The 20787-nt window shown below is 39.4% G+C and carries 16 protein-coding genes and 1 pseudogene; 2 read left to right on the forward strand and 15 right to left on the reverse strand.

Annotation, left to right across the window (positions count from 1 at the left end; genetic code table 11):
- Positions 1-78: 78 nt before the first annotated feature.
- The 13 genes and pseudogenes from ESP02_RS05120 to ESP02_RS05180 all read right to left on the reverse strand — a co-directional run bounded on the left by ESP02_RS05120 (position 79) and on the right by ESP02_RS05180 (position 17423).
- Positions 79-1455 carry an amino acid permease gene (locus ESP02_RS05120; protein WP_002374969.1) on the reverse strand — a complete coding sequence of 459 codons (1377 nt, stop codon included), beginning with the start codon at positions 1453-1455 and terminating at the stop codon, positions 79-81.
- 36 nt (positions 1456-1491) lie between these two features.
- Positions 1492-2358, reverse strand: a complete 867-nt coding sequence (locus ESP02_RS05125) for a GRP family sugar transporter (protein WP_002291228.1) — start codon at positions 2356-2358, stop codon at positions 1492-1494.
- A gap of 88 nt (positions 2359-2446) precedes the next feature.
- The gene (sapS, locus tag ESP02_RS05130) at positions 2447-3472 is read right to left on the reverse strand and encodes a two-component system sensor histidine kinase SapS (protein ID WP_002374966.1); all 1026 of its coding nucleotides are present in this window, start codon (positions 3470-3472) and stop codon (positions 2447-2449) included.
- A 17-nt stretch (positions 3473-3489) separates the two neighbouring features.
- Complete coding sequence (sapR, locus tag ESP02_RS05135; protein WP_002291233.1) at positions 3490-4164, reverse strand: two-component system response regulator SapR; 675 nt, start codon at positions 4162-4164, stop codon at positions 3490-3492.
- Positions 4165-4347: 183 nt separating this feature from the next.
- Positions 4348-5241, reverse strand: a complete 894-nt coding sequence (locus ESP02_RS05140) for a class C sortase (protein WP_002374957.1) — start codon at positions 5239-5241, stop codon at positions 4348-4350.
- A gap of 74 nt (positions 5242-5315) precedes the next feature.
- The gene (locus ESP02_RS05145) at positions 5316-7034 is read right to left on the reverse strand and encodes a SpaH/EbpB family LPXTG-anchored major pilin (RefSeq protein WP_002374955.1); all 1719 of its coding nucleotides are present in this window, start codon (positions 7032-7034) and stop codon (positions 5316-5318) included.
- A pseudogene (locus ESP02_RS05150) lies at positions 7027-8343 on the reverse strand (pilin N-terminal domain-containing protein). Before ESP02_RS05150 ends, ESP02_RS05145 begins: the two are co-directional and overlap by 8 nt.
- Positions 8343-12848 carry a SpaA isopeptide-forming pilin-related protein gene (locus ESP02_RS05155; RefSeq protein ID WP_025478540.1) on the reverse strand — a complete coding sequence of 1502 codons (4506 nt, stop codon included), beginning with the start codon at positions 12846-12848 and terminating at the stop codon, positions 8343-8345. The pseudogene ESP02_RS05150 and the gene ESP02_RS05155 overlap by 1 nt, the downstream one beginning before the upstream one ends.
- A gap of 300 nt (positions 12849-13148) precedes the next feature.
- Positions 13149-13667, reverse strand: a complete 519-nt coding sequence (locus ESP02_RS05160; RefSeq protein WP_002374947.1) for a phosphatase PAP2 family protein — start codon at positions 13665-13667, stop codon at positions 13149-13151.
- A gap of 1 nt (position 13668) precedes the next feature.
- Positions 13669-14289: a YesL family protein gene (locus tag ESP02_RS05165; protein WP_002374945.1), complete on the reverse strand. Its 621-nt coding sequence runs from the start codon at positions 14287-14289 to the stop codon at positions 13669-13671.
- On the reverse strand, positions 14286-15140 hold the full coding sequence (locus ESP02_RS05170; RefSeq protein WP_002308183.1) for a carbohydrate ABC transporter permease: 855 nt from the start codon (positions 15138-15140) through the stop codon (positions 14286-14288). Before ESP02_RS05170 ends, ESP02_RS05165 begins: the two co-directional genes overlap by 4 nt.
- Positions 15137-16048, reverse strand: a complete 912-nt coding sequence (locus ESP02_RS05175; RefSeq protein ID WP_002291248.1) for a carbohydrate ABC transporter permease — start codon at positions 16046-16048, stop codon at positions 15137-15139. Before ESP02_RS05175 ends, ESP02_RS05170 begins: the two co-directional genes overlap by 4 nt.
- Positions 16049-16088: 40 nt before the next feature.
- Positions 16089-17423, reverse strand: coding sequence for an ABC transporter substrate-binding protein (locus tag ESP02_RS05180; protein WP_002374943.1), 1335 nt, complete (start codon positions 17421-17423; stop codon positions 16089-16091).
- 207 nt (positions 17424-17630) lie between these two features.
- Between ESP02_RS05180 and ESP02_RS05185 the strand changes: the two genes are divergently transcribed.
- Positions 17631-18461: a manganese catalase family protein gene (locus tag ESP02_RS05185; protein WP_002286789.1), complete on the forward strand. Its 831-nt coding sequence runs from the start codon at positions 17631-17633 to the stop codon at positions 18459-18461.
- A gap of 61 nt (positions 18462-18522) precedes the next feature.
- Here the strand turns inward: ESP02_RS05185 and ESP02_RS05190 are convergent, their stop codons facing one another.
- On the reverse strand, positions 18523-19206 hold the full coding sequence (locus tag ESP02_RS05190; protein WP_025478539.1) for a helix-turn-helix transcriptional regulator: 684 nt from the start codon (positions 19204-19206) through the stop codon (positions 18523-18525).
- 145 nt (positions 19207-19351) lie between these two features.
- Here ESP02_RS05190 and ESP02_RS05195 point away from each other — a divergent pair, with 145 nt between their 5' ends.
- The gene (locus ESP02_RS05195; RefSeq protein WP_229216140.1) at positions 19352-19882 is read left to right on the forward strand and encodes a flavin reductase; all 531 of its coding nucleotides are present in this window, start codon (positions 19352-19354) and stop codon (positions 19880-19882) included.
- 207 nt (positions 19883-20089) lie between these two features.
- Here the strand turns inward: ESP02_RS05195 and ESP02_RS05200 are convergent, their stop codons facing one another.
- A complete protein-coding gene (locus ESP02_RS05200) occupies positions 20090-20665 on the reverse strand; it encodes an SOS response-associated peptidase (protein WP_010731963.1) in 576 nt (191 codons plus the stop codon).
- Between the last annotated feature and the right edge of the window lie 122 nt (positions 20666-20787).

The following is a 20787-nucleotide window of genomic DNA, read 5'->3' on the forward strand; positions in this document are numbered from 1 at the left end:
AAACAAACGCCCATCAACAGTGTAATAAACTGTTGATGGGCGTTTTTCTTATCTTTCTTCTAACTTCTCCATTGGAGTCTATTTCTCGTTCATCTTGCTGTGTCCATAGCCATAGCCAAAATAAATGATTAGTCCAATAACCATTACGATACCGAACACGATCCAAGTCACCGTTTGCAGACGAAGCATCAATACGATACAAGTCAAGATCGATACGATTGGCAAGACCGGAACGAATGGAACTTTGAATTCTCCTGCTTTGGGTTTGCCAAACATTTTTCTTAACTTCAGTAAGCCTAGACTAACTAGCATCAAATAGGCGAGAGCCATAATATTCGTTAGTTCCGCTAATACATTCAATGGGAAAAATCCGGCAAAGAATACAGCTGCCACACCAGCGGCATAAGTCGCTTTTTTCGGTGTACGATGCTTTTGATCGATTTCTGTCATAAATTTAGGTAACAAACCATCCTTGCTGACAGCAAATAGTAAACGAGCGAGTGAATACATCATCGAGATCGTCACCGTCAACAATGTCAAGATTGCCCCTACAGCGATCACTGCGCCAACTGTCCCATGTCCTACATACCTCATGGCAAAGGCCACTGGATCATTAACGCCTAGTTCAGTATAGGGAACGATTCCTGTCAAAATCAATGTCACGATAATATAAAGGACCGTAGCGATCAGTATCGAACCAATGATCCCTCTTGGTACGTCTTTTTGTGGATTTTTGACTTCCTCAGCTGCCATTGCAACAGCATCAAATCCCAAGAAAGCAAAAAACACAAGAGCTGCACCATCTAGCACACCGGAAAAACCAAAAGGCATGAATGGCTGCCAATTATCAGGCTTAACGAAAAATATCCCAACAATGATAAACAACGCGATGATACCAAATTTGACATATACCATAACATTATTCAAACGTAATGCTTTCTTGGCTTCAAGCGACACGATGTAAGTGACGAATATCACTACTAGCACCGCAATCAAGTCAATGTATGTACCATTTTCCGGATTGTACCCGCCAGTTAATGCTTGTGGAAGTTCGGCCCCTAAGCTTTTCAAGAAACCTTGCATATAGCCAGACCAGCCGGAAGCCACAGAGGAAACCGCTAGCAAAAATTCCCCAATCAACAACCACCCTGTCAACCAAGCAGCAAATTCACCAAAGACAACATACAGATAGGCATATGGCCCACCGATCACTGGCACTCGCGAAGCAAACTCTGCGAAACTCAGTCCAGACAAAATGACAACGATTGCAGCTAAGACAAATGAAAGTGACAGTGCTGGACCAGCATTTTGATTGGCCGCAACCCCTGTCACCACAAATATTCCCGTACCGATGATCGCGCCAATTCCAAGCATGATCAAATCAGACGTTTTTAGTTCTTTTTTCATCTCACTCGTATGATTGAGATTGATCTCTTTCTTACGAAACAAATCCATTGAAGTTCCTCCCCATTTTAGGTTGGAAAACAGTGATTAAACTGTTTTCATGTACCCTAAAAGGATACCACCTAAAATGACTAAAAGGCAACCAACAATAACATAAATGAGCTCTTTTTTCGTTTTTCTTTCGCCAAGGATGAAAATCCCACCTAAAGTAGAGATAATGATCCCCATTTGTGAAAGTGAGAATCCAACAGCTAAACCAAGGGATTTGACTGTTAGAAGCATACAGATATTACCTAAGCCCCATAATAATCCACAGATCATGTTTTTCCATACAAATTGATCTACTTTAACTTTACGGAAAGCAAAGAAGCTTGCGCCTAAGATCATTCCGATACTTTGAGGTAAGATAATTGACATCGCATCCAAATTCGCCCAGTTGACAATGATCGTATATACGCCATAACCAATCGTAGAGAAGATCAATGCTCTAAAGCCCTTACCAAAATCAAGCATTTTATTATCTGTATCTATTTTTCCTTCGTCATCTTGTCGTGCCGTCAAATACGCACCGCTTACAAGAAGAGCTAAAGCAATAATACCGTATACATAATCTTTCGTTTGTGTCCATTCTTGGAAGAAAACGGCTCCCGCAATCGTATTCAAAATTAATTGAAAACCAGTAGACAATGGTAACCCTACAGAAACACCCATGTACTTCATTCCATGGAATTGTCCATTTTGTCCAACACTCCAAGCTAAGCCAGATAAAAATCCGATCAAGAAAATCCAAGGGGTGATTACAGGACTAACAACGAAAAAGACAACTAAAGAAAACAGAAATGCACCGATCGTCATTCCTAGTGTTTGTTGATTGGCATCGCCACCAATTTTACCACTTACTAAACCAATACTACCCCATGCCAACATAGGGACTAATGCTATTAAAATTTCCATAACCAATCTCCTTTTATTTCACATGATAAGAAACTTATCAGCGAAAACGTTAACAACACAAGCATTTTTTTTCGTTTCTAACGATTTTCTAACGTTTTTCATTATAAAAATTTAAGATTGGGAAAAATAAAGTCATTGTCGTCCCTTTTCCTTCAGTTGATTCAGCGGTTAATCGGATACCTAATTTTTCTGCCAGATTTTTTGCCAAGTACAGGCCTAACCCTGTTGAATGCGTTTTACTAAGTCGTCCATTTCTTCCAGTAAATCCCTTATCAAAGATTCGTTTCAAATCTTCCTCCGGGATACCAATTCCTGAATCTTTAACAGAAAGGCTGACTCCTTGCGCTTCCTTTTTTATGCTCACCATGATATTTCCGTGGTCTGGCGTATATTTGATGGCATTGCTAAGCAGCTGGTTGAAGATAAAAGCGACCCATTTAGCATCAGTCAAAACAGTATGATCCTCACCAATGATTTCATAGCGAAGATTTTTTTGGATAAAATAATTGGCCTGACTGCGTATCACAGGCTGGATGATTCCTTTCAATCCATACTCTTGGATGAGATAGTCCCGCGAGAAACTGTCGAGTCTTGCATAATACAAGACTTGCTCTACGTATTCGTCGATTTTTGATAATTCATTTTCGAGTAAGGTATACTTTTGATCGTCAATATCGAACTCGATCGAACGAACCAGTAACTTGGAAGCGGAAAGTGGTACTTTGATCTCATGGACCCATGAGTCAATATAATCTTTTTGGTCTTGTTGATTGCTGATTGCTGATTGCATCACTTCTTGATGTTCGCGGATCAGCTGATTGATATATTCTTCTACCAGTTTTTCTTCTTCTGTCCGCCCGCCACTCAAATAATTTTGCAAAGGAGATGTTTTTTGTATGTCAGCTAACTTCCCCCACCATCTTCTTTTGCTCAAGTAGCCACCTAGCAGATAAAAAATCAGAAAGACGCCCTCGATCAAAGCTAAATAAGCAATCGTGCTCAAATCCACTTTGATATTTGGGGCTAACCACATCACAAAGATCGTTAAAGCAATAAAAAACAGCCATCCCAAGATCAATGTCCACTGATCTTTCAAATATTTAAAGAAATTGATCTTAACCGCTCATCCTTTCAGGGAACGATATATCCCTGTCCTACTTTTGTTTCGATATATCCTTGGATACCTGCCTGTTCGATTTTCCGGCGTAACCGATTGATGTTCACTGTCAATGTATTGTCATCTACAAACCGCTCGTCATCCCAAAGTGCTCGCAGCAATTTTTCACGACTTAAGATCTTTCCATTGTGTTTCATCAAAATAAATAGCAGGCGGTATTCATTTTTGCTCAAATCAATGATCTCTCCATTAATCTCCATACTTCCGTTGTCGACATTCAACGTAATACCATTATGGCTCATCATCTCACTGGATAATTCTGTGTAATTATAAGAACGGCGAAGCAACGCATTGATTTTGGCAATCAGTACATCGATTTGGAAAGGCTTTGTCACAAAATCATCTGCTCCCATGTTCATGGCCATGATCATATCCATATTCGTATTCCTGCTGGAGATAAAAATAATTGGTACTTTCGATACTTCACGTATTTTTTGACACCAATAATACCCATCCAAAACAGGAAGATTGATGTCTAGCAATACAAGCTGTGGTTCTTCTCTTTCAAAGTCTGAAAATACTTGGTTAAAATCGGTCGTTCCAAAGGTTTCGAATTGCCATTTCTCAAGTTCTTCCATAATCAATTGTCGAATGATTTCTTCATCCTCGACTACCATGATTTTTGCCATAAAAAATCCCTCCATCTTTCTTCTTGCTTCTACAATATCAAAGAAGCCTTTGTGAAACAAGTTGGCTTACCTGTAAAATGTCATTTTAGAAAACGTTAAAAAAAACTGGAAATAGGCGATTTAATCGCGTTTGTCTCTTCCAAGCAGCTTAAATTTATTATGTTATTCTTAATAATTGGTCTATTATCTGTTATTTTTCTTTCGTTGTTTTTGTCTTTTAAATTTTCGATAACCCCAATAACCGAAAAGAGTTAGTATTAGCAATACCCCTAGTAAGAGCGCAAGTAATCGATAAAGATGGTATCTTTTTGTCTGTTCCATCTTTGAAGAAGCTTCTTCTGTAAAGGGGACTCGCTTTCCTGTCACTAATAACCTGTGGGTGTTCACAGCATAAGGTGTACAAGTGATAAGTGTGACCAGATCCTGTTTTTCTCTGATTGCTAATGTATCTGTTTTTGTTGGAAGGACAACGATTTTCTCAACGACTTCATAAGCGAGCATCTGACCATATACTTCAAGATAGAAACGGTCTTTTTTCTCCATTTTTTCAAGATCTGTAAACAATTTTTTCTCAGCAACACCGCTATGGGCGGTAATTACGGAATGTGTATTTTCTCCTCCAATTGGAAAAGAGGTACCTTGTAGAACTGTCGCTCCTCTATCTAATAAAAGATCATTTGTTTCATCGAATAAAGGCAAGCTAACATTGATTTTCGGAATATAGATTGCTCCGATCATATGTTGTTCGTAGTATTCTTTTCCTGGGTTTCGGACATCTCTAACCGCTTGTTCAAAAGGATCTTTGACTTGACCCATTCCTGGGATGGATGCCGTACGAGCAAGCGCCTGATTTTTCTTTTCTTGTACCGCTAATCGTTGCTCTTGTTTTTCTTCTTTCTCTCGTGCAAGCTGTTTTTGATAATTCTCAATCCTTCTTTGGTCCAAATAATTGCTGAGAGCATCAGCTAAAAATGGATATGTAAAAACTGCAGCTCCTGTAAGAAACATCACTGCCATGAATAATTGTAATAAAATACTGATTTTTGTTTGAGGTCTTTTCTCTGTTTTCTTTTTCATTTTCTTCACCTTCTTATTTAAAAAAACTGCAGCAACCTTTATAAAAACCGATTGCTGCAGCTTATTTTTGTTGCTTATACTTCAGACTTCATTTTAGATTTACGGTACCAGCTGTAGGCCCCAATCATCAAACTTAGACCGATCAGCAAGAATGCTAAGATCCCGTTTCCTCCAGTAGAAGGAAGAAATCCTTGTCTTACGTTTGGTACGCGCGCTGCTCCTGGATACTCATAGTCCACAATCACAAGTTCATCATCATAGCTACCATATTCTACATTGAACTCTGTGAAAGTTGCTTCACCTGTTGGTAAAACATATCCTTCTGGTGCTACTGTTTCTTTCATAAAGTATGTTCCGTAATCTAATCCAACAACTTCGAAGTATCCTTGGTCGCGTGAGACAAATTCTGTTGCCTCTACACTATTATCACTTACCCAATCGATTGTGATTTCTTCTGCATCAGCACCTGACTCATAAACAGGTAAACGTACGCCATCTTTATAGAAAACAGCATAAGCAGTTTTCTCTTCGTTCCACAATTCAAATCTTGCACCGTCTAGTAAAGCATTGCTTGAAGCATCAAACTTTTCAAATCTTCTCCCGCCAGTCGTTACTTCTTCTGGTGGCACGCGACGTTCGTTGTAGTCATACTCGTCACCTCTACCGATTTCGATCAACGCTGTATTGTTATGGAATTCGTCTGCATTGATGACTGCGTTGACTTGCAAGTCATAGGTAACAGTCAATTCCCCGCCACGATGATTCCCTAATTTTTCCAGTGTTGCTGTGTTCGGTATACCTCCTGTTTCAAGAATGATCTCCACGACAAAACCGTTTCCTACTTTCGTTACTGTATAATCAGTACCTTCTACCAGTGTTGTATCTCCTGCTTGCACAAGGAGTTCCTGATCAAAATAACTCAAACCTTCTGTTGGCGTATCTGTGATCGTGAAATGCGTGATGACTGTTGTATTGTCCTCATTAAGTTCATCAATAAAGTAAGGAATCGGTGAAGTTATTGTATAAGAAACTGTTTTTCCTTTTTCCAAGTCAACATATCGGATCGTTTCTTCTTCACCATTTTCATTTCGAATCGTCACTGTTCTAACGTCTGCTTCATCTACATTCATTTCTTTGGAAGAATCTTGGATTTCATTTTTAGGATACAAGTGTACATCGGTGTTGTACGTATCTTTCCAAGAGGTTCCATCCCATACACCGCCAATAATATCTGGCATCATAACTGGCATCATGACAACCATTGGAGACGCGATTCTTGAAATATGAGCTGGTGAATATGTTTCTAAGAAGAGATAGACTTTATCTCTTAATTCTCCCGTTGTTTCAGTTACTTGTACCTTTTCAAAAACAGCTTCACCATTTTCGCCAGTCGTCTGCTTATCTATACTTTCGATACCATAAGATACAAACCATGCTGCTGTGTGATCTGATTGGATCAAAGCAATCGCAGCGGCAGGTTCTAACCCATCATCATCTATGTCAGTTGTTCTAGGGTCATCTTTCAGCAAATTATAATAGACATCTGTAACATCAAACATTTCAAAATCGACGCCTGGAAGATTCTCATTGCCAAAATCATCTGATACCAACCCGCTGTTCGGTCGTTCTTCAGGCACAGTCGTGAATGCTTTTTTGTGTAATGTGATCGTCACTTCACTTGGTTTTTCCGTGACTTCTTCAGCGTGAACTAATTTTCCATTTCCAAAACTTCCTAATCCTACAGTTGCGAGCAACAGTGCACTCATCCCCATGGTCATCATTTTTTTATTCATTTTTTTCTCCCCGTTCTTTTTTTATTAATAAAACAGCACCTAACAACAAAAGGATTCCTAACAAAGAAATCAGTGTTCTTGCTTCATTGGTTTGTGGAAATACGGACCCTTTCACAGGTTGATTTGGATTGCTTGGTCCACTTGGTTCTTTCGGTTTGTCCGTCGTTTCTTTTATGGTCTCGTTATACACGCGTGGTGTTGCTGATTCATAGGCAGAGGCTGGAACTTTTCCGGATTCCAATTCAGCCATCTTCTGCCCATTGACCATTACATATTATTGCGGCTGTCCTTCTGCATCCACCCAAGATTCAGGGACAATGACCTCGATTCGCTTACTTGCTTCGTCCATTTCGTACCCTTCTACACTTTTCAATTCCTCAAAATAATAGGTACCAGAGGGCAAGAATCGTTGACCTGTCGTGACTAGACCGTCTTTATCTGAAATGAATTTGCTTACATTTTTATCATTCAAAGGATCGTTGTTTGCTGGTTTGATCCATTGATTTTTCAAGTCATTCGCAGGAGCCATGTCTAAATAATATTTTTCTCCTTCTATCATCTGATACAGAGCAAAAACAGCACCTTCTAATGGGCGTCCTTTTTCAGTTGTTCCTCTTTGTCGTCCATACTTGAAAAAGTATGGATCTCTTAAATAACCGACATTTTTAGGATAGATATGGATCTCTTGCAGTTCCTCGGTTGGTTCTGTTGGATGATAGATCGGCAAAACAGCAGCAATCGGGATTGCTGTTTGATCGATATCCACATTCAACCCGATTTCCGGATCAATTGATTCTTCAAAAATCAAATAAATTGCATCTCGATCTTGGTTTTTCTTAGGTACTTGGATGCGTGCAATCCCATCTCCTAATCCACCAACCGTATCTTTTCCAGTCGTTACCGACTCCCCAACCTGAGCAAGTCTTTCTTCTGTGATCAACTGACGGATATTGTTTCTGCTCATTTCAGCGATTTGCTGGACGAATTCTCTAGAGGTCATGTTCTCAGCAGCTTTTTTTTCATGATAATAATCGGTCATATCGTAAACGGCGAATGTCGCTCCATTTAACGGGACCGTCTGCGAAATGATATCTGCTGTTATTCCCGCTTCCTCAGAGATAGCCAGACCGTCATTTTCATGGAATTCAAATTGGTCGTTATAATCGATATCTCGAATCATCCGTTTATGCAATACGAATTCCACAACGTCTTCCCCTAATTCTTCTGCCGACATCGTTTGAGGAAGAAGGACTGCTACAAATGGCAGTAAAACAAGTAATTGAAGCATCAAACACAACAGCTTTTTCATTACCTTGCCCCCTCCTTTTTAGATTGTCTGACATACAAACCATAGGCTGCACCGGCAAGTGCCACGAAGAATGCAGCAAGCAGGATATAGAATAATCGTCCGGATCCCCCTGTAGCAGGCAATGGATTTTCAGGATCATTCCCGACACTAAGCTGTAGCCTGATTCGGTTCGTATCCAAAAGTTCATATTCTAACTCTTGCTGCAGATCAGGAGTCTCTGCTTCTTCGTTTGGATAATAAGAGACCTCAACTTTTAGTGTCCCGGCTTCTTTTCCTGGAATGACCCGATCATTTTCCACTTCTGGTTCTTCTCGATAACTAATTGCTAAAATAAAGTAGCCTGGAAGTTTCCTGTAGCCGTCCGGCGACTTCACTTCCTTGATCCGATAGAATCCTTCCGTCAAATCCAAAGCATTGAATAGGGAAGAATCGTTTGGATCTGGTGCCAAGCCTCCGTCGATGAGTTCATAGTCTCCTGCATTATTTTGTTTTTCAATTGAAAATTCTGCGCCTTCAAGACGTCGACTACTCATACTGTCAACTTTCAAAAGTTCCAGATCGATTGGTGCTAGTTCATCTTCTAAGGTTACTTGTAATACACCATCGATGATGTCATAACCCTCCGGTAATGGAGCAGTTTCGTCTTCGATGACTGTCTCTCCAATGACAAATTTCCCTTCTTCGTTCAGGGCAAACTGGAATACTTGATCAGACAATTGATACCCATTTGGTGCCACAGATTCTGAGACCTCATATTCGCCGATAGATAAACGCAGCGGCTGGCTGTATTCTAAATCGACATATTTCTCTACACCGACTGTATAAAGATAGAAGTAACCGATTCCAGACAAACGTCTTGATTCTTCGGGTTCTAACGGGTTGCCTGTGTATGCTCGATACAGTGGGAAGGAAGAATCCCCCACTTTACTGATATCAAAACCTGCACCATCTAAAGGATTGCCTTCATGATCTAATTTTCTAACTCGGATCTCCCGGTAATCAAACGTATTGTAAGCAGTGAATACCACCCATAATCGTCCCTCTTCGTCTGTTGAATAAGTGAGATATTGCCAGTTTGCTTCACCTGTTTGTCTAAGCTGGATGGTACCTGTCTCATTATCGTACAGTCGCAAGATCCATGTGTCGTTTTCGTCAGGTTCTTTGAAACCTTCTGGGCTTTTGTTTTCAACGATTTTGTATTCTGCATAGTTGGCATTTTCTTCACTGTCCGTATAAATAAACGAATCTGGTTCTCCGATGGGATGAATGACTTTCTCACCATCCACGAGCAAATATTCACCATTTTCATCTACTGAATAGAACGTAAGCATCCCTTTCTCTTCGTCTGCTTCATTCGCACCAGAGATTCCTTTAGCTACTGGCGTTCCAATTTCGAGTCCGTTTCCATCAGTTTTATACAGTTCAAACTCTGCCCCATTGATTGGCATAGTGCTTCCTTCAATCAGTTTATTGATGTTCATGTGGACAGGCTTGAATTCATTCCGCATTTCCAATTTGACATACAGCTCATCATAATCTGTTCCGTCTATGTTGGGCACTTGTACAACAGAAAGCTTGTGATACTCTCCTTCATAATAGGAATCTTGGTCTGTTCCTTCTGGTCCGCCAAACCTCGTTCCAGTTGTATTTTCGTCCACAAGCTCATAGTGCCCTAGCATCTCATCTTCGGAGGCTGCATATTTTTTGATCTGGAATTGATATGTCTCATCTACCAACTGATAACGTGGCGGTCCAGCGATCTCTCTGATCCAGAAAATATCACTGACAGCACCTGTTTCATCCCCCAGCACAGGGATCTTCGTTTCAAAGATTGCGAGTCCATCGTTGGTAGTTGTTCTCGTTTCAATCGGTTCCACATCCCCGCTATCCGGGTCCTGGTCATATAGAGCAAATTCGACTCCTGCTAAAGGTTCCCCATTTTGCCCTGTTTTGCTAACTTGGAAATTACGGTCTTTGTGTTCATAACGAATAGAGGACGTTGGGAAATACATTCGACCAGATGTGATATCGTTATCATAATCTTCCAGATTTTGGATATAGGCCATATTGTTCACTGCATAGAAGTTCCCGTCTTGTGCTCCTGCATCCAATTTTACTTGATAATTGATTCTGACCATTTCCCCTTCACCTAAAGAAATCGGAGAAAATTTATAGGCCTGATTGTCACGGCCGACATACGTTGTCGGTGTCGCCACTACTTCTGGTGGTGCTTGTCCATGACGCGCTTCATCCCATATTTCTGGCTCTTGGTACTTCATGCCATTTTCTCCTGGATCTAGATGGTAAAACTGAATATCCGCCGATCTGCCAGCCCCAAACGGTGAAACATTAAATCCAGTTTCATCATAAAGTGTGGCTTGCTGGATCGTTTTCTTGAAGGTAGAGGAGATATCCTCCAAGGCTGTAATGATGTCATTCTTGTTATTCGCATCGTAATAACGCGGTGTTGTGCCATCATCATTTAAATCAGCAATGTTTTTTAATACATTTCGTCCGATTGCATCGAGCCGCTGTCTGCCGGCAATACTTCCGTCGATTCCTAACCCAATGGAGAAAATACTTGGCGGGTTCTCTTGGTACTTGTTTTTCAGCCAATGATGATATGCAACAGTATTGATGGCTGACGACTTTTCTTGTGAAGTTGGACTACCGTTAGTATCATTGCTTGCGCTTCCTGTACCAACCCAGTGAATCGCTTTATTATCACCTTCTTTTACTTCTCCGTAACGATATTGCACGTTTGTTCCATTAACAGGACGGTCAAAGTCAGATGCATAGGTAACTGGACGAGTGAATCCTGCATTAGTAGTGTTATCGTCATCATCAAAATCTTCAAAGTTTCTGAACAGATCGCCATCGTCTACAGCAATTTTATCCTCCATGACACTCCAGGGCGCCCACCAAGCTATTGGAGATTGACTTTCTACTGGTGCATAACTGAAGGTTGGTGTTCCGTCTCCTACGACGATCAGGATCTTTTCAGGATTTCTATTTTCTCCGCCATTATCCGCGTACAATGTTTCATAGCCATTTTTAAGTCCTAGTGTAAGCGGCGTTCCTCCGATGGGTGTACGATTTAGTGCTGTATTCTCACTTCCCGTTAAACGATTGATGTCATTTGTCAACGGAAAGATGTCCGAACTGATTTGTTCCTGGTTATTGATGACTGTACTATTATGATAAAAATTCACCATACCGATCCGAATATCCATATTTGGGTCGGATAGCAGATTTTCACTAATTTCATTTACCGCTTCTATCAGTGCCGCATTTTTACTTTGTCCTCCGCCTTCCAGTGTCCCTTCATTCATACTAGCTGATTTATCTAGAACAAAAACGATATCGATTGGACTGATTTCTTGTTTCTCACTTCCAATCACATCTAGATAAACGTTATAAAGTGTCGTTGCATCTTCAGGATGTAAGTCAGCCGTTGGATTGTTAGAGGGAACTGGTTCTACCCATTTTTTGATATATGCCCCGTTATAATCCAAGTAACTGTTTTCAAAATTCCGTTCATCTCCCCAAAGCTGAACAGTTTGCGCTGGAACATTTACATCTTCTTCGCTTGCAGTTGATCCATTATCAGCCGCATAGTCGTAATTTCGCCAGTTCGCTCCCCCGATTGTGTAATCACTATCATCGATTAAGTTCTCTCCATCATATGGTGAGCCTTTTTCTCCCTGATAGCGTTCATTGCTTTGTGACCAATCTCCTAATATTTTCGTATAGTCATTCGTTGTAAATCGTGGATAGCGGTGCTGATCGTTTTCATCTATTCCGCTAGGATAGATATATTCATACGGATCTTGCGTAGCTGTTGGTCCAAGACGCTCTAAAATACCGTTGAATAACCGGCGTTGAATGCGTTGGAGTGCTTGACCGCTGGGCACGATTGGTGCGTCCAGCTCTTCCGTTTCATTTTCTTCGCTACGTTGATTTTCAGCGGAATCCTCTGTATCTGTTTCATTTTCTTGTAATTCTTGATTAGCTATTCTTTCATCGACCACCACTTGAAGAGGTAGTTCCCCTTCATTTACATCTGGAATCTTTTCTGTTTCAAAAACCAATGTGCCGGTCTCAGCTTCTTTTGAATAAAATTTTCCGACATACCATTCTTGACCATCGATTGTCTCGACTTTTAAGTCTTCTCCATCTTCATCGTAAGAGGAGAGACCTGTTCCCCGAGCGTTTTTTACAGTACCAATTCCGGCAGCAGCTGTATCGATTGCTAAACGTATCCTACCTTCGTTCGCACTCTCTTTCTTTTCAAAAGCCAGATGCCATTCAAACGTTTCTTCTTTTTCGATATACCTCCCTTCGATTTTTGCATAGTCCTCATCTAGAAATACCTCATCCTCCTTCACTTCTGTTGACTCAGCAGCTACATCCAATGCTGTCATATGATAGACAGACTGGAAATACGGTCCAAATAGCAGGCTGACAGCTGCTAACTGCAAAAGCTTCAATTTTACCCCTTTCACATTCTTATACTCCTTTCTAAACCATGTGCCTTCGTTCACAACAAACACCAAAAACAGCATCTATCTAATTATAATCTAATTTAATTTTAACTTTAAATCAAACGATATCCATTTTAGTTAAAAAACACCAATTATACAACACTTATTATTAAAATTAGATTATAAAGTTTTATAACGTTCTCATTTAGCAAAACTTAAGTTATTAAGACAGGTAAATAATCCCCGACTGTTTCCCTGAAAAACAAAAAAACAAAGCACGAATGCGTATTTACGCATTCATGCTTTATTCATGCAATTGATTCAGATAACGGCAGCACACAAGATGCCGATAACACTACCTAAAATAGCTCCTCCTAAAACATCAGTAGGATAATGTAAAAGTAAAAAAATTCTTGAATAAGCGATCAAACAAGCAAATAGAAAAGCTAGTATTCCTGCAATACGACTTAACTCGAACAACGCTGCTACAGATAAAAAAGCAAGTGCCGTATGCCCTGAAGGAAAAGAAGAAGTCTTCGGTTTACTTGTGTAAAGGACAAGCCGACGATTTTTTTCATAGGGTCGTTTCCGCCTTGTCGTTTTTTTAATGAGAAGTAGACCAACAAAAAAATAGATTAGACTGCCTATAAGAATAGCTAGACCATATTCTCTTGTATCAGGTACCAAAACTAAAACTGTAGCAAGGAGCAGCCAAATAAAACCGCCATTAGAGATATTACTGATAAACTTCAAAAAATTGATTTTCCGATTGTCCGTTTCTCGTTGTTTAGCAAACTTATTGATAATACTATCATCAATTTTAGCAATCAAACGTAGCATGTTATTCCTCCTTTTTAAGACCCTTTTCTTGCGTACGATGGATAAAAAGCAGGACTTGAAAATAAAACAAGAAGCTGAAACCTAATAAAGCAAGGTAGATTGGTCCTGCAAACCATAATGCAACCAGAAGTATCGACGTACCTGCTAAATAGAAAAGTGCACTTTTAAAATCATTAAAAAACAAGAAAAATGCTGCAATCCAAGAGACTTCTTTTTGATTTTCCAGTTGAAGCAAGATTTTGTAACTAAAAAGAACAGCACTTAATAGAAGCAAAAACAACGTAGTATACATCAATGTATAGCCAATTCCCCCACCCAAATAATGGAAAATCCGATAATCGATGAATAAAAGAAGAAAATAACTACTTGCTAAACTATCTTGCTTTCCATAAAGAGAAATATTCTCACGAAACTTCTTCCAGAATAATGAACTGAGCTTTTTCTCTTCATTTTTTTTGTGATAATAAATCATATACAGAACTGTTCGACTTGCTGTTCCTAATGTGAAAACAGGCAAGACGCACAGGAACCACAGTAGCTGTAACTGGATAAGACGTGGAATCCATTCAATGATTTCTAAGAAATAATCATTGGCTCTTTTACCAATCGACCGATTCATCATCCTTTTGAACCTCCTGTCAAATCCATTCCTTCAATGAAATAACGTTGTGCAAAAAAGAACAGCAAGATCGTCGGGATCAAGACAAGTGTTGCTCCTGCCATCAGATAATTCCATTGTGTCGTCGCTTGGTTCTGAAAAACTTGCAAGCCAATCTGCAACGTGTATTTTTCTTGATCTTGGATATATAACAGAGGACCTAAGAAATCATTCCAAGCCGCGTTGAAGGAATTGATTGCAATCGTGATCAAAGCAGGTTTCGTCAATGGAAGCATCAAATGACTCCAAATATACAAATGATTCGCTCCGTCGATTTCAGCAGCTTCGATCAATTCATTATTGATCGATAAGTAAAATTGACGCATCAGAAATATATTGAACGCATTGCCGAAGAACGATGGAACGATCAGGGGCAAATAAGTACCTACCCAGCCGATCTTGGAGAATAATACATATTGAGGAATCATCGTTACAAACCCTGGAATCATCATCGTAGAAAGAACCAAAGCAAACATCAGCTTTTTCCCAGGAAAATCAAGCTTCGCAAATCCATAAGCAATAAAAGAATTCGAAAGGACATTACCGATCACTACTAGCACAGTGATGAATAATGTATTTCTTGCATAGCGCCAAAAAGGAAATGCGGCAATCGTATCCAGATAGTTTTCCCATACGATTTTTTCTGGGAAAAAGGTCGGAGGATAACGAACGATTTCTTCCATTGGTTTCAATGAAGTAAATACCATCCAAAGCAATGGAATGAGCAAAATAATTCCTATTACCGTCATAAGCACATAGCTCAGCATCTTTTTTGATTGCCGATTCACACTGGTCTTTTTAAAATAATCCATCATTTGCCGTCACCTCCAGAATAATAGACCCATTTAGGTGCAAGCTTCAGATTGACGAAGGTCAGAACCAAAACGATCAGAAATAGGATCATCGACATAGCCATCGCATACCCCATATCAAAAGCGACGAACGCCTTGTTCCACATATGCAGATTATAAAAAAGCAAGGAATTTGCAGGTCCACCTGTTCCATTTTTCGTCATGACATAAGCTTCTTGAAAAATTTGGAAAGAACCGATCGTAGAGGTGATCACATCGTAAAAAATAATAGGAGTAATTAATGGCAAAGTAATACTTTTGAACTTTCCCCAAACGCCTGCTCCATCGATTTCTGCTGATTCATATAAAGATCTAGGAACATTTTGTAATGTAGCTAAGTAAAGTAGCATTGCTCCTCCAGAGCTCCATATTTTCATCAAAATCAACGCAGGTTTCGTCCATTGTGGATCAAACAACCAAGCTGGTCCAGGGATATGGAACCAGCCCAGAAATGTGTTGATCAATCCTGCAGATGGAGAAAGCAGCTGCATCCATAAGATGTAGACTGCTACTCCTGATAAGACTGCCGGTAAATAGAAAACTGTACGGAATACACTGATTCCTTTGATTTTTTGATTGAGTACTGTGGCTAAAAACACACTGAAAATCGTCGTCAGCGGTACATTGAAGATGACGAAATAAACGGTGTTGTATAACGACTTCCAAAATAAATCATCATGAACGAACATTCTTTTGAAATTTGCTAGACCAATGAAATTCATCTTGGATGTCAAATTATAATCGGTGAAACTACCAATAACTGAAAAAAGCATAGGCCCTAGCATAAAGATTAAAAAACCGATAATAAAAGGCGAGATAAATAAATAGGCCCATCTTGCTTCTTTTTTCTTTCGGATAGATAAACGCTTCAAATTTTCTTGCCCCCTCTGTACCTAGACAGTCAAAAACGGATTATTGATTTTGCTTGACTAAGTTCTCTACTGCTTTTTGTGCATCTGCCAATCCTTCTTTTGCTGATTTTGTTCCTAAAAGAATCTGGTCGATCTGTTCATTCACTAATGTCGTATAATCCGGTGCATCTAAAGGAACTGGTGTGATCACCGTATTTTCAAAATTTTCGTCCGCCATTTGATAGATCATTTTCCCTTTGTCCGTTAGGTTATCATTATTCACTAAATTCTCATTGGCTGTCTTGCTTGCCATGATATCAAAACTTTTTTCGCCGAATTTTTCTTGTACTTCTGGAGAAGAAAGATATTTGATGAATTCATAAGAGGCTTCAGGATCTTTTGCTCCGTATGGTACTTCCAAGACGAATCCGCCACCCCATGACCAATGACCTGAACCTTCCTCTTTTTCTGGAAGCTGCATCACGCCAAAATCAAAATCATCCGGTGCGTTTTCCATCAAGCTAGAGTAATAATTGATGTTTTGGGCGCGCATGGCTACTAATCCAGAAATAAATGGATCAGACACACCAGAACCAAATTCTGCTTCTAATTTGTTGATTGTATTTTTTCCATAATAATCTTGCCAGTCTTGGATCCATTCCAAGGCTTCCACTTTGTTTTTAGTATCAATCTTGACCTTTTCGTCCTTATCAAACCAACTAGTCCCGTTGTCTGCGTTTAATGCCCATACATCAGCACCTAAATTCCATAATGGATAAAAACCGATACGCGTAAACTCTTTTCCTTCTTTTTTATCTAGTTTACGTGCTGTTTCTTCTAATTCATCCCAAGTTGTCGGTAGATTTTGTTCGCTGATCCCAGCTTCTTTAAATAACTTTTTATTATAAAAAATGACTTGTGTATCTGTATTGAATGGGATGGCGTAAGGATCACCTTTATATTCTACTGTGTCCCAAAGCTGGGGATAAAAATCCTTAGAAGTGTCTTTATCTACATACTCGGAGAGATTAGTTGCTTGCTGTGCTTCTGCTCTTTGGGCAACGGAATTTATATCCTGTACAATAACATCAGGTGCATTTCCAGCCGTTATTGCAGATAAAGATTTGGTCCAAATATCCCCCCATGGCTGATACTTATAATTTACATGGATCTCGTCTTGTGATTGGTTGAAATCCTCAATGATTTCTTCGATGGCTTCTTTTCGTGCGCCCGACCCCCAAAAGGACCAGAAATCAATATTTTTTCTTCCATCACTTGTTTTTTCAGAAGAATTTGCTGCACTTGAGCTGGCATCGCTTGTATTACTTGATCCGCATCCTCCTAATAAAAACAATGCTGAACTTGCCAGCAATCCTGTAAACAATAATTTTTTCATATTTTACCTCCAAATTTTAATGTAACCGATGTCGGTTTTAATATAACGATATCATTTTGTTCTGAAAATAACAATTTATAAGGTATGATTCTCGAAAAATTATTAATGATACCAACACTTCATATAATTCGCGAGCGTTTTCTTTGAATTTTTTAATCTTTCGTAGCAGAATGAGAATGTATTAAAAATAGATTAGGAGGAATTTTGATGTTTAGACACCAGAAAGAATTGCAGTTTGAAGCAAAACCAGATCGTCCGAATCCATTAATCGCGAAATATCTGCAGGAGCTGATCGGCGGCCAATATGGCGAGATGAGTGTAGCTATGCAGTACCTGTTCCAAGGTTGGAGCTGCCGAGGAGAAGAAAAATATAAAGATATGCTGATGGACATTGCAACAGAAGAAATCGGCCACGTGGAAATGTTGGCGACAATGGTTGCTCGTTTATTAGAGGGTGCGCCTGTTGAAGATCAAGAAGCAGCGATGCAAAAAGATCCAACAATCGGTGCCATTATCTCTGGAATGAATCCACAGCACGCGATCGTAGCTGGCTTAGGACCTCGTCCTGCTGACAGCGTGGGCAATCCATGGAGCGGTGCCTATATCATTGCGAGTGGCAACTTGTTAGCAGATTTCAGAGCTAATTTAAATGCCGAATCACAAGGAAGACTTCAAGTAGCACGTATTTACGAAATGATCGATGATCGTGGCGTAAAAGATATGCTGTCTGTTCTCCTTGCAAGAGATAGTTATCATCAAAACCTATGGGAATGTGCAGTGAAAGAATTAGAAGAAAAAGAAGGTTCGATCTTAGTCCCAAGTACTTTCCCGCGTGACAAAGAACGAAAAGACATTGCTTATGACTTCTATAACTTCTCAGAGGGAGACCAAAGTAGTGAAGGTTCTTGGGCTAGTGGCAAAGCACTGGATGGCGAAGGCGAATATCAATGGTTGAAAGAACCTAAGATCGAAGGCGCTGCACCAAAATTAGAACCAGTAACACCAAAAATGTATGGGACACCTCCATTCAAGAAATAAGAAAAAAAGGTTGTGACAAGATTTTTGTCACAACCTTTTTATTGTATTAGAAACGACTTTCCTATTTGCTCGATTCAAATTTCTTGAAAAATAAATTCCCTTCAGCAGTTAAGCGAACACCTCTGTTTTCTGGATTCAATGTGATATATTCTTTCTCTTTACACCATCGGAAAAACGCGTTCCCGAGATTTCCTCCTAAATGAAATGTTCGTTCTGTCCAATCTAAGCAAGGCTTCACAAGTGCGCCAGATTGTTTTTTCAGTGCGTCAATATCTATTCCTAAGTCTTTGAAATAACAAATGCCTTCTTCTGTAAGTTCCACATGATGTTTTTCCATCACAAGATAGTTGTTTCGAAAGAGAAAGTTGAAAAAAACTACACCTATCACACCGGCTAAATGCCGATAACAAGATCTTCCTGCTTTTAATTCACTATATTCTTTGTTTTCATTAAATGATTTGATCGGTTTAACCGGACTAACTACCATAAGATTTTCTAACAAATCAGCGATTTCCAGAGATGATAATCGATAATAGACATTTCTTCCCTGTTTATAAGACATCACCCAATCAAGAGAATGAAGTTTTTTTATATGATAAGATGCCGTGTGATCTTTTATTTTTGCTTTCTTTGCTAGTTCATGCACGGTATGGAACCTTCCATCCATCAATAAAGTAAGGATCTCAAGTCGCGAATGATCTGCTAAGAGTTTAGTCGTTTGCTGAAGATCAGGAAATCCAGCCATTTTTTTCTCTCCTTTCACACATCGATGAGCATCGAGGAATAAGCTTAGTATACTATATTCAGAGGTGAGGATTATGTTTAAAAAAATGGAAAAAGAAAGTTTCTATTACGGATTTCCCGTCGTGCTGATGACGACTAAGGATGAAATGACTGGTAATGACAACCTTACGCCAATCAGCTCCACTTGGACACTTGGCAAAACGATTGTCATTGGAATCAGTATGCACAGTAAAGGGTATACAAATTTAAAAGTGGGACATGCCGCTACCTTCAATCTTGCAGATAAAACGCTTTGGGAAAAAATCGAGAAAATCGCAAAGACGACAGGCCATCCTATCATGCCCGATTATAAACAAAAAGCTGGCTATTCCTTTTGCTCTGACAAATTTCAATTGGGAAAGTTCACAAAACTAGCAGGTGAAGAAGTTGCAACTGTTCGGATCAAAGAATGCCCGATTCAAATAGAAACGTTGGTTCAACGAATTTCAACTAGAGAAGACTTTGCTATTGTAGAATGTGAGATCGTAGCTATTTTTGTAGAAGAAGGGATTTTACATGATCCAACTCATATCAATGTGGATAAATGGCAACCTCTTATCTATAAATTCAGAGAATATACAACTGCCAACCAGTCGTTAAGTTTGAATTTTAGATTCCAAGAATTCAAAGAGTCATAATGATAAACATCGTTAGGTATAAACAAAAAAAGACTCGCAGCACGAGTAAAAAACAAATAGAAGCTATACACCTTAGAAAGGTCGATTTTGACTCTATAGATGCAGTATATGCAGCTTATGAGCATTTCTTCTGTTCTCTTTGTTTTTGGGATCTGTGCTGAAGTCTTTTTTGTTTTTTGCCGCTCTTTCTTTGAAAAATCGATTATGTTATACCTTCTCCATTACTAATTCAGGTATCTGCTGAGTAATGATTTTTCGCGCAAAAGAAATATCTGTTATCCAAGGTTCGATTTGTTCTTCAGTCAAGACAAGCGGCATTCGGTCATGGATTGGTGCAACTGTGCGATTAGGTTCAGTAGTCATTATGATCGATTCTGCCGTTTTTTCATCGTGATGGCTACGATAAAAGCCGCCAATATACACTATTTTTTCCTTATTTGAAAACATAAATTTGTCTTTTTCTTCATTCCACTCATAAAAGCCGCTCATTGGGAAAACACAACGATTTTGCAAAAATGGTTGATGAAAGGTCTTTTTTTCTTCTACTGTCTCTGCTCGGGCATTGATCATCAATTGTCCTTTTTTAAATCCGGTAAATCCCCACTTCATGATTTCCGGAGTGAGATTGTTTTCTTCCTCTTTTCTTAATGTCACAACAAGATTTGACGGAAAAATTTCTCCAGCTGCTAATTTTGCTGCCTGTTCCGGTTGTTTCTTCTGGGCTTCTCGATAATAGTTCTGAAGGAGCTCCGACTCTAGATCAAAAAAATAACGACCACACATCCTAATACCTCCCCCCTCTTTTTTTCTATCATACACTGCAACAAGAAGTTCACACCAACAAAACGCTTTCAATGAATGGAGAATTAAAAAAGTTGTGACAAACTCTCCAGTAAACGTTTTCT

It is taken from the genome of Enterococcus sp. NBRC 3427, from assembly GCF_007996925.1.
GTDB lineage: Bacteria > Bacillota > Bacilli > Lactobacillales > Enterococcaceae > Enterococcus_B > Enterococcus_B lactis.